General features: G+C 42.2%; 9 protein-coding genes. 6 read left to right on the top strand and 3 right to left on the bottom strand.

The window, feature by feature from the left end; all coding sequences use genetic code 11:
• Window positions 1-183: 183 nt before the first annotated feature.
• Both ACMXYV_RS05110 and ACMXYV_RS05105 read left to right on the top strand, forming a co-directional pair.
• The gene (locus ACMXYV_RS05110) at window positions 184-705 is read left to right on the top strand and encodes a cytochrome P460 family protein (protein WP_415890693.1); all 522 of its coding nucleotides are present in this window, start codon (window positions 184-186) and stop codon (window positions 703-705) included.
• A 99-nt stretch (window positions 706-804) separates the two neighbouring features.
• Window positions 805-1,218, top strand: coding sequence for an MmcQ/YjbR family DNA-binding protein (locus tag ACMXYV_RS05105; protein WP_415890692.1), 414 nt, complete (start codon window positions 805-807; stop codon window positions 1,216-1,218).
• A gap of 6 nt (window positions 1,219-1,224) precedes the next feature.
• On the opposite strand, the gene ACMXYV_RS05100 is transcribed toward ACMXYV_RS05105, so the two are convergent.
• Entirely contained in the window at window positions 1,225-3,492 is a 2,268-nt protein-coding gene (locus tag ACMXYV_RS05100; protein ID WP_415890691.1) for a putative bifunctional diguanylate cyclase/phosphodiesterase, read from the bottom strand.
• Window positions 3,492-4,562, bottom strand: coding sequence for a TRAP transporter substrate-binding protein DctP (dctP, locus tag ACMXYV_RS05095; RefSeq protein WP_415890690.1), 1,071 nt, complete (start codon window positions 4,560-4,562; stop codon window positions 3,492-3,494). The genes ACMXYV_RS05100 and dctP overlap by 1 nt, the downstream gene beginning before the upstream one ends.
• A gap of 295 nt (window positions 4,563-4,857) precedes the next feature.
• Between dctP and ACMXYV_RS05090 the strand changes: the two genes are divergently transcribed.
• The 4 genes from ACMXYV_RS05090 (at window position 4,858) to ACMXYV_RS05075 (ending at window position 11,142) form a co-directional block, all read left to right on the top strand.
• Window positions 4,858-5,736: an AraC family transcriptional regulator gene (locus ACMXYV_RS05090; RefSeq protein ID WP_415890689.1), complete on the top strand. Its 879-nt coding sequence runs from the start codon at window positions 4,858-4,860 to the stop codon at window positions 5,734-5,736.
• A gap of 262 nt (window positions 5,737-5,998) precedes the next feature.
• Window positions 5,999-7,609, top strand: coding sequence for a methyl-accepting chemotaxis protein (locus ACMXYV_RS05085; RefSeq protein ID WP_415890688.1), 1,611 nt, complete (start codon window positions 5,999-6,001; stop codon window positions 7,607-7,609).
• Between the two features lie 190 nt (window positions 7,610-7,799).
• Complete coding sequence (locus ACMXYV_RS05080; protein ID WP_415890687.1) at window positions 7,800-8,849, top strand: spermidine/putrescine ABC transporter substrate-binding protein; 1,050 nt, start codon at window positions 7,800-7,802, stop codon at window positions 8,847-8,849.
• Window positions 8,850-8,874: 25 nt separating this feature from the next.
• A complete protein-coding gene (locus tag ACMXYV_RS05075) occupies window positions 8,875-11,142 on the top strand; it encodes a putative bifunctional diguanylate cyclase/phosphodiesterase (protein ID WP_415890686.1) in 2,268 nt (755 codons plus the stop codon).
• Window position 11,143: 1 nt separating this feature from the next.
• Here ACMXYV_RS05075 and ACMXYV_RS05070 read toward each other — a convergent pair whose 3' ends face one another.
• Window positions 11,144-11,602, bottom strand: a complete 459-nt coding sequence (locus ACMXYV_RS05070) for a CreA family protein (protein WP_415890685.1) — start codon at window positions 11,600-11,602, stop codon at window positions 11,144-11,146.
• Between the last annotated feature and the right edge of the window lie 44 nt (window positions 11,603-11,646).

The following is an 11,646-nucleotide window of genomic DNA, read 5'->3' as shown; positions in this document are numbered from 1 at the left end:
TACAACATTAGGATCACAGGCATTTTTTAAGTATAGATAGGATTAACCTCCTTGAAAGTTCGGGTGCACAAACTACCTTTTAACCACCTACTAAGGAGCTATTGATCAAACAATAAACATGGATTATAAATACATTTATCAAGAGTTTTTCTACAACAAAAATAAATACAGTGAGGATGTAAAATGAAACTCCTATCCACTATGGCAGCTGGGCTGTTAACGACGACTCTATGCTGGGCAGGCCCAGGCGATCAGGTTGATTTCCCTGCAGACTACAAAACCAATTTCACCCCTTATTTATCCCTTAACCGTACTCAAAATCACGACCAATACATTCGTTTATATATCAACGATAAAGGTCTGAGCGGTACGCAGGAAAATGGTCAATTACCATACGGTTCTGTCATTGTGGCAGAGGTATATAAAGCGAAAAAAGACGCCGAAGGTAATGTACTTACCTCTAAACTTGGTCAGCGCCTAAAAGATAAATTCGCACTGGTTGCGGTAATGGAACGCCGTGAAGGCGCTGCAGCTGAATACCCCAAAGGCATGGGCAATGATGACTGGGATTTTGCCGCCTTTAAGCCTGATGGCAAACGCGCGAACAAAGATCTAACCGCTTGTGCCGCTTGTCATGCACCTTATAAAGACAGCCATCATCTATTCTCCTATGAGCATATCCTGACAGAGCAATCGATGAAGTAATCTGTCTGGTATAGCAATATACTAAGCCCTGCTTTAATCAGGCATTATGTTTGAAGCAGGGTTTTATTTTTATAACCATTCAGATAATTGGCAAAACACATGGATGCGAAAAACGCTCAGGAATACTGTCTATCCCGTCCAGAATCACAACTGGATTTCCCCTTTATGCCTGATGTACCGGTATTTAAGGTCAAGGGAAAAATGTTTGCCTTGTTAGGCCAGTGTGGAACGACTGGCAAAGAGCTAGGGCCTGATTTTGCGAATTACCACTTCCTTAATCTGAAATGCGACCCTGAAGAAGCGATAATGCTGAGGGATGTTTTCCCTGAAGTGCGTAGCGCTTACCACATGTCGAAGAAACACTGGATCAGCGTTGTTTTAAAAGATTCCATGCCGGAAAGAGAGATCGAGCGCCTTATTGATCGATCTTATGGCTTGGTGGTGAAAAGTCTAAAGAAAACAGAACGCCTTCAATTAGAACGTTGTTATTCTGAAGAAGAGCTCTATCGTTAATGCCATCTATACATCCGTCTCATTAGGCTTTGAGCGCTCTGATAGCCAAGCGGCATATTTCTCTGGTGATATCGGAGGTGAGAAGTAGTACCCCTGTGCCATATGGCAGCGATGCCTAATTAAGAAACCTAATTGGTCGGCTGTTTCTACCCCTTCTGCAACCACTTCAATATGCAACGCTGCGGCCATAGAGAAAATTGCATTTACAATGGCTATATCACCTTGTTCAAACGGCAACGTATGAATAAAAGATCGATCGATTTTCAAAACATCGACAGGCAACTGTTTTAGATAACTCAAAGAAGAATACCCAGTACCAAAGTCATCCATCGCAATGGACACACCTAAGGTTTTTAGTTTCTTCAAAGTACTCACTGAATGTTCAATATTCTCGATGACTGCGTATTCAGTAATCTCTAATTCAAGCTGACCTGGATCTATATCAAAGCGCGTCATTCGCTCTAATAGGTAATCAAATAGGTTGGCGTCTTTAAGCTGTCGAGGAGAAAGGTTAATCGCAATTTTATGCCCGACAATACCCTCCTCTTTCCATTTAGCTAACTGCTTACAAACCTGAAAAATAACCCAATAACCAAGATCGCAGATCAGATCACTTTTTTCTGCTATCTCGATGAATTGATCAGGGTGATACACAACCTCGCCGTCATCCAGCCAACGAATCAGCGCTTCGGCGCTGTTGTATACATACTCGCCATCTTGTATCCGGACTTTAGGCTGGTAGAACAGCTGCAGTTCATTTTTGCTCAGTGCTTGCTTTAATTCCTGCTCAATCCGCTGCTGAGCTTGTCGCTGTAGCTCCAAATCTGAGGAGAAAAACCGAACTTGCCCTCGGCCAGCCTCTTTCGCCTGATACATCGCTGTATCAGCTTGAATAATCAAATCTTTACCGTTGTCAGAATCATTTGGAAAAGTAGAAATCCCAACGCTGGCGCCCGGCTTCATCACATGACCATCAATCACAAAGTTTTCACCAGCCTGTGCGACAAGATCTTCAGCAAGCCCAATAAGATCAGTTGCATCATCAAAGTGAGTAACGATGACCGTGAACTCATCACCACCAATGCGATATAAAATATCCGAATCACGCAGACGTTTTTTAAACTTTTCAGCGGCGCTTATCAGCAGTTTATCGCCAACCGCGTGGCCGAATTGGTCATTGGCCCATTTGAAATTATCTAGATCTAAATAGAGCAAACCAACTTTAGTTTTCTCTCGGCGCGCACGTTTTATCTCTTCATCTAAACGCATCAAGAAAGAGTGACGGTTAGGCATATCGGTAAGAGAGTCGTAATACGCCAAAGCGTGTAGCTTTGCTTCCGCTTCTTTTTTATCCGCAATATCTGATAACACACCTACATAGGTGACTTTATCATCTTGCCTCTCAACCCTATTAAGATTGAGCCACCCAGGAAATGTGCTGCCATCTTTTTTCCGGCCAATCACTTCCCCTGACCAACTCCCATCAGCCAGAAACTTTTCATCGATCATCGCTCTGAAATCCACGCCTTTTTCATCGAAAGGTTGAATATCAGGAAGCAAACCGAGAATTTCACTTTCTACGAAAAAAGTGATGTTGCTGTAAGCAGGATTAATATCAACTAAGCGGCCGTGTTCATTAGTTACAAACACAGCCTCATCTAAAGCATCTAATGCTTGCTGCGCGACTTGGAGCGAGCGCATAGGTGAGACAAGAGCAAAACGCAGAATGATATAGAGAGAACCAACAAAGAGCAGACTTACCACCGCGACCTGAGTGATCTCCACGATAAGATTTTGGTAGAGGCTTTCAGTTAATGATTTATCACTGTAACTAACCTCAACATTACCAATACTAACCTCACCACTTTTGATCGGGTAGCGGATGCGATTGTCAAAACCAGTCCAGACTGAAGCGTGTTTTTTTTCCTCAAATTGACGAATCTCTCCATCAATCTTAATTCGGCCCATATAAAGATGACCGAAATTGCCGTAGACCTTAATGCCCTCCACAAAAGGAGACCCCATTTCAGAATCCAGAATGGCAGAGGCAAGCTCTACCGAATAGGTACGATCATAGGCCTTTTTATAAACATTCCAAATGGTGGGTCTAACCGAGTTAGCGACTCGCTCAGCAACAGAGTGGCCTCGCTCTTGCAGATTGCTCTGCATCAATTCTGAAGCAACGCTAAATCGCACGATCACAAATACAGTCATTACTAAGAAAGTGATTAAACTCAGAATGACAAGGAGACGAACGGTCAGTCTACTAAACATTATTTATCGTAAGGTCCGAACCACTGATAATAGTTGTTGTAAGCTTCCTTGAACTCTTGTTTTTTCTCAATGATCTTCTTACTCAATGGATCCCGAGAACCGTAGTCAGCTAAGATACTCTCAGACACAATTCTCCAACGCTCAATATCCTCGGGACTCCATGTGTTTATATTAAAATCATTCGCTAAGAAAAGGTTAAAGGCTTCAAAATCTTCCGTTTTAGCCTTCAACGTGGTGGTTAAAGTATAGGATTTAATCGCAGTTTCGAGAATTGCCTGAAGATCCGGTGGTAACTCATCAAACGCTTCTTTGTTAATTAAAAAATCGGCCAGGACAGATGGCTGCCAGATAGCTGGGACAATGGCATGCTTACTAATATCATGTAATCCAAGGTTCCAAGCACCACCTGCGGTGGTCCACTCCACGGCATCTAGATCTCCATTTTCCAGTGCAGGACGTATCTCTTGAGGTACAGTTGGCAGTGTATAAGCACCTGCAGCTGCCGCTAACACTTCACCAGGTAAGCCTGGTCCGATTCGAATCTTTTTCGCATGAAGATCATCCAAACCTGTAATCTCGGTTTTCGACAGTAAGCCAAACTCCATCCCAGCCCACCACGCAGGGCGCCACATTAAACCATCGGGGCTTGAAAGTTCATTGGCTAGTCGTTGACCTTCTCCTGCATAAAAGAACATCATCGAGCCATCAAGGTTCATAAAATCAAAAGGGCCTGCATTCATTAGGGCCCAAGCTGGATGCTGACCCGACCACCAGTTCGGCCAACCATTACCCATTTCAACACGACGCTCTTTAACTGCATTGTAGATATCAGGACCACCGGTAATCACACCACCGGGATGAGGCTTAATAATAAACCGTCCACCACTCATCGCTTTAACATTATCAGCAAAGCGCTTGAGCTCTTTAAAATCGATACTGGTTTCTGTCGCCTGTGACTGCAACTGCCACGTATAAATTTTTTCCTCTTTCTCAGTGCAGCCAGAAATACCCAGCACAAGTAAGAAAGAAGAGAAGGAAACAAGGAAGAACTTTAAGGCCTGATGAAACATAATCCACTCCAAATAGACTATAACTTCACAACTACAATTTGATTCTAAATTCACTACAGAAACTAATACGCTTCAGTCTATTCACTATAGCTCTCAAAGAACAATTGGAATTTAGTTAGATGCATTGGTAACACAATATCCTTACCAATCATAGGATTATCAGTTATTGATCCGCAAAAAAAATCAAACATTTCAACAAGTTAAATTATTAACTACTACCCCAAACAGTATTACTCTAAATTACGCAAACATTATCAGATCGAGCTCCTTTAGCATGGAGATAGGAGGAGACGCTATGAAACAAAGTACCGGAAACGACTACAGACGACGCTTATGCAAAGTGATCGACCATATCTACAATAATCTAGATAAGGATTTGGATGTAAATAAGCTAGCCGATATGGCAGCTATGTCGCCCTACCACTTCCACCGGATCTATCGAAAAGTAGCTGATGAAACCATAAACGCTACGGTACGCCGCCTTCGCCTGCAAAAAGCAGCCTCAGAACTGATTCGGACTGATCACTCGTTACTTACCATTGCAAAGTCAGTTTCCTATACCAGCTTAGAAGCATTCAGTCGCGCTTTTCATAAGCGGTACGAAGAAGCGCCTAGTAAATATCGAGCTCGCTATAAACAGCCATCAGTACCCGAAGAAAGTTTTAAGGCTGATATCCCTCACATAGCTCAGGAGCAAAGGAATATGTTTGATGTCGAATTTATTGATATAGCAAAACAAGGTCTGATCGGATATGAACATCAGGGCGACTACATGGAGATAGGACAAGCATTTGAAAAACTGTTTATGTTTGCCGGAACCCATGATCTTGTTACAGAAAAGACGCGCTCATTTGGTATTTACTACAACGACCCAGGGAGCGTGGACAAATCAGAACTCCGCTCACACGCCTGTCTGACCGTTGAAGCCCCGATAACTGACACTATTGAAGAGCAACCAGAATATCTAGAAATACCCGCTGGTAGATGTGCAACGGTTGTATTTAAAGGTCCATATTCAGAGTTGGAGAAACCTTACGATTGGTTCTTTGGAGAGTGGCTACCTCAAAGCGGTATGGAAGCAGCGAACTTCCCGCCATTCGAGGAGTATCTAAACGACCCTAAGAAAACACCACCTTCAGAACTACTTACCCGAATTTATTGCTTAATAGATTAAATAAACGCATGTGGAGCAGATTCATTCCGTATTTATTGGCCTGCTCCACACCAATTCAAACAATTGTTTACAAACCTACAAATTAACCTTTTAATAAAAAGGTTATTTACACCTCAAAGTCCCCCAGAAAGCACCATAAAAACAATACCTTCGATTACTTATAAGATACCTAATATAAGGTGAATATCGAACAATCACTAAAGAGCGGAAATTCGATATAACCTAATTACTAAAGGGTCTAAGTACGATGGTTGTCACTAAGATGTCTGTTACTCACAAGTTAACAGCAATCATCCTGTTGTTACTCAGCGTTAGTATCGCTATGAAAGCATACGACCTCTGGGAATACAGATCAGATTTATTAAAAGAACGAAAACTCCAATCAAATCATGCTGTTTCAATGGCATATAGCATTATTGATCATTACCAGCAGCAACAAGCGGCGGGTGTTCTGAATCAAGCCTCTGCTCAAAAACGTGCGCTTTCAGCCCTTCAAGCAATGCGCTATGACAATGATAATTATGTATGGATCAATGACCTTGACGCTCGCATGATCATGCATCCCATCAAGTCTGAACTTGATGGTAAAGATATGAGTAGCTTTAAAGATGGCCAAGGTAAAGCTTTGTTCACAAACATCGCTAATACGGCCCGTCAAAAGAATGAAGGCTATGAAAACTATCTTTGGCCTCGTCCAGGTAAAAGTATCGCAGTAGAAAAAATCTCCTACTTTAAGCTTTTCGAACCTTGGGGCTGGGTGATCGGCACAGGCGTCTATGTTGATGATTTAGATGCAAGTTTCTATTCAAGACTAACAGAAGCTTTAGTGTTCCTTGCTATTGTTATCCCATTCGTAGTTTTTCTTTCTAGTATCATTTCCCGCTCGATTACTCAGCCACTAAGCCACATGACTGAGGTTATGGAGAAAGTCGCAAAAGGCAAACTGATGGCTCGAATTGATATTAACAACCAAGACGAGTTAGGAGATGTCAGTAAAGCAATTAACCATACCCTTGATATCCAACAACAGTTGATCCAAAAGCTTACAAACTCAAGCCACCACATTTTAAGTTCAGCTGAACAGATGGCTTCAACAACAGAACAAACCTCTGCAGGTGTTAAACAACAACATGGGGAAACTCAGTTGTTAGCCACCGCTATGCAAGAGATGTCAGCCACTGCTCAAGATGTTGCTAACAATGCTCAACAAACTGCTGAAATTACTGTTCAAGCAGAAAGCACTGCGCGTTTGGGAGATGAAATAGTAAAAACGACCATTTCTGCCATTAATGATTTAGCTGCACAAGTTCAATCTCAAGCCGATGTAATCACAAAGCTTGAGCAAGACACGTTACAAGTGGAAAGCATTCTGAGTGTGATTAGAGATATCTCTGATCAGACCAACTTGCTGGCGCTAAATGCTGCAATTGAAGCAGCACGTGCAGGAGAGCAAGGCCGAGGATTTGCAGTTGTCGCTGATGAAGTTCGCGTACTAGCAAAACGTACTTCTGAATCGACGGATCAGATTCAATCCCTGAATGACCGTCTGAAAAACGCCTGCCAAGGGGCGGTCAGCATGATGAGTAACAGCCATTCAGAAGCACAAAACTGTATTGATCGTGCAGCCTCTGCTGGCGAACACCTCAATGATATTGTACTCAATGTGCAGCAGATCATGGAGATGAACAGCGCTGTAGCCGAAGTGGTGCAACAACAAAGCCAAGTAGCAGAAGAGATGAGTAATAATCTTAACAACATCTCTATGATTGCTGAGCAAACTCAAGGTGGCGCGACACTTACAGCAAATAACAGTGAACAACTGGCATCTTTGGCAAGAGAGCTTCGCCAACAGGTACAGCATTTCCAAGTGTAATTATCCCCTAGTGGTAATGGCTCGAGGCCATTACCACTATTCGATATCTATCCCCTTTCCTCTGAATCCATACCTGCCCTTAAGATTAAGAAGCTCAGGAATTGCCCCCTATCATTAGCGCTCGAAGGCTGCTATAAAAAAGGGAATGCTAATTGAGCCCGATCAAAAATAATAATAATGAGAGTCTGGTATGCGATGTTTTTGGTATTTTTTACTATTACTCTTTCCTGTTCAGCTCAACGCTGACACGATTCAATTACTCAACTGGGACGCCTACCTAGATCCCCAAGTAAAACAACTGTGGGAAAAACAGTCAGGTCACCGTATAGATATCATCAAATTTGATAGCGATGAAAAACGCGATGCGCTCTTAGTTAACGCAGATAAAAACAAAATCGATATAGCGGTGGTCGATGAAATTGTTGCTGAGCGATTCGGCAAAAGCGGCCGTTTTTTAGAATTAAATGAGCAAAACCTTCCTAGCCTCAAATACATGGGGGAATTTTGGCGTGATCGCTGTGGAAAACACGCAGCTCCCTACCTTTGGGGAACGCTCGGCATTATTTATCGTTCAGACAAAGTAAAAACACCGCCCACGTCTTGGAAAGCACTCATTGAACCATCAGATGAGCTAAAAGGGCACATCGGTATGATGAACGACCACACCGACCTGCTTGCACCTGTTTTATTCTTACAAGGTGAACCCCTTAACACCGATAACACTGATGTTCTGAAAAGAGTGTTCAGCACTTTAAAAAAACAAACGAATTATGTACTTACCTACGAGTACCCCGTTACCTTTTTAGAAAGCTCCCCCCAAGCCACTGAACTCCATATGGCCGTCGCTTATGGCGGCGATCAAGTTGCTATCAATGAAAAAATTGGTCAACAGGGTTTGTGGAAATACACCACCCCCCAAGAGGGCACTGTGCTTTGGGTTGATTGTTTAGCAATTTCAGTGCATTCAGAAAACAAAAGGGCCGCTCTAGAATTCTTAGAATATTTAAATCAACCACAAGTTTCAGCCATCAATGCTGAAAAGCTGCACTACGCTACCCCGAATAACGCAGCCTTAAAGCATCTATCCGAAACATTTAAAAATGACCCTGAAGTATTTCCAACTAAAGCCGTTCAAGAAAAAAGCGACTTATATGAAAAGCTTAGCAACGAGAACATAAAACAACGCCTACGAATCACGAATGCTATAGTTAATATTCATGAATCTAAACAAACGCGCTAGCTTCCTCATACTTCCCATAATTTTTATGAGCTACACGCTGGCCGCACTAGTTGCGTACGAACAACAAAGTCAATCGATTCAGAAACTTGAGCAACACAAACTCAATCTACGTTTAAGCGCTCTACATTCTGAATTTTCCACCTATGATCGCTTCCTTGATGCTTACTTAGTTTCATTATTGGAAGGCGAAACTCTCGCCAACTTTATTCGAGATAAAGGAAACATCTACCGAGATCGGATGCTAACTAGCAATCTAGAATCGGCTATAGAACGCTATTTCAACAACCTAACTGAGTTTGTCTCCTTAGCCGTTTTAAATGAAACTGATGATGTGTTGTTTTACATAGAAAACAGTACCGATCCCTTTTCCACTATTCGAGATGAGCAACTTCGTTTAGCCGAAAATATTCGAGAAAAAAAGAAACTAAATATTTGGGAGCACCACTTTCAAAACCAAGGCTCCATCATGCAGCAGGGTATTGCTATCGACTCGCGTACCCTCACCACCCCGTTAATTGTGCAACTGGAAGATACATTTAAAGTCATCATTGCAGCAAAACCCAAAGCCTTTGATGCCCTATTACAAGAAGTACAAGAAGAGTTTCAAGCGATCGTTGTATTTACTGATAAATACAATCGCCCTCAAGCCAATAAGCTTTACGCAAATATTCAACTTAAGTCGGACTACTATTTGGGTATCACACCCTCACCTTCTTATTTGGGTAATCTACTCGCCAACCTTAAACAACGCTTACTATTTATTGTTGTATTAGGATCGTTAATAACCTTCACTTTTTTGCAACTGTTGATCCGCAAATTTATCACTGCGCCTATTTCTCAACTGGATCAACAGCTCACTGAGATAACAACGCATGAAAGGCAAAATATCGATGCCCCACAATCAGATGATGAAATTGGTCGACTTGGTCGTAAGTTTCACAATCTCTATGAACAGCTGCATCAGTCCTATCAAAAAAGCCACCAGCAATCCCGAACTGACGCGCTGACACAACTACCCAACCGCGCAGCTTTTTACGAAACTGCATCCCATCAAATAGCAGAAGCCGAGAAAACCGAAAGTCTGATAAGTTTGATCTACCTCGACTTAGATAATTTTAAGTTTGTAAATGATAAGTACGGCCACGAGGTGGGGGATAAATTGCTACAAGCCGTCGCCCTACGTTTAAATAACATTATCAACATTACCGCCAAAAAGTTCGACGCGGAGCTTCCTCAAGCATTCCGTCTATCTGGCGATGAATTTATTGTTTTGTTACCGAATGTATCAACCGAACAAGCTCTGAAACTGTGCGAGAAGATCCTACACCTGTTTGCAGACGGTTATCACTTTGAACTGGGCCACTTCCCTGTCACAGCCAGTATAGGTTTAGCGACTTACCCACAAGACGGCCATACACTGTCCCAGCTCATTTCCAATGCTGATTTGGCTATGTATCAAGCCAAGAAATCCGGTAAAAATAAACAAGCAGTCTATTCAAAAGAGCTGGCTAAACGAGACCGTCAAAGAAAAGAGATTGAAACTAAATTAAAGAACTTAAATCCCGACAAAGAGTTTACACTCAACTATATGCCGATCATCAACCAAGATGGTTCGATCAAAGGCTGTGAAGCGCTTTTACGTTGGCACTCTAAAGAGCTCGGTTTTGTCCCACCTGATCTATTTATCCCAATTGCAGAAAGCACTGGAATTTTTGAGAAAATCGACCTCTGGGTAGCTTGCAAAGCTCTAAATGATCTCCCCGAATTAGGTGATCTGTTCGGCGAGCACTTTGAACTCTCTATCAATATATCTTCTGCGGAAATCGGGTCAGAACGATTTATAAAAACGCTTAAAAAACTAAGCACGAATACTCAGATTCCGCTGAATAAAATCATTTTAGAGATCACAGAAACTTTCGCCTTAAGCCAAGAGCAAAACGCTTTAGGCTGGCTGAGTGAATTACAAAGTTTAGGTTTTCAAATCGCCATCGATGATTTCGGTACGGGCTATACCAGTCTGATGCAGATGGTTGATTATCCAGTAGATATCATCAAATTTGACCGAGAACTCGTTAATCGAATCACCCTACCCGAGAAACAAACGCTGGCAAAAGCCTTAGTAGACCTATGTCACTTCCAAGATATTACAGTCGTTGCAGAAGGGGTCGAAACAGAGGAACAGCACAACCTGCTTATCGAAGCTGGTTGTGACTTCCAACAAGGCTATTACATCGCTAAGCCAATGCCGATAGGCGACTTAGAACATTGGTTTACAGGCTACCAAAACAGCTAAATCAATTGGTTTTCTGATACGCCTCTGTTCCCCAAAGAGGCACAGTAGACAAGCTATGTTTGTAACTACCCGAGGTTTCTTTGGTTGAGTAAGACACATACATCAAGGTTTGTGATTTAGGATCGTAGATTCGGCGGATTTTCATCGATTTAAAGAAGATACTTTTCGACTGTTTAAAGACCACTTCACCGGATTTAGATTTGTCGATTTTCTCAAGCATCGCTTTATTGATAACTCCTGTGCGACGACAGGCAATTGACGAATCACTTGGATCAGCAAAATCGAGATTCGCTTCAATACTTGCTACATGACAAGTAACACCTGTGACTATAGGGTCAACCAATACACTGATTTTGATATCTTTTGTAGTCAAAACACCAAGGGAAACATCCCCGACCTCTTGCTCATCACTACAACCAGACAAACCTAACAGAACAGCAACCACCAATAGTTTTTTCATTTTCATCCTTAAATAAATTTGCGCCCGCTAAGTTTGCCTGATTT

This window comes from Neptuniibacter sp. SY11_33, assembly GCF_047778025.1.
In the GTDB taxonomy this organism is placed as follows: domain Bacteria; phylum Pseudomonadota; class Gammaproteobacteria; order Pseudomonadales; family Balneatricaceae; genus Neptuniibacter.
Note: the sequence above shows the minus strand (reverse complement) of the source record. Positions and strands in the feature narration are given on the sequence as shown.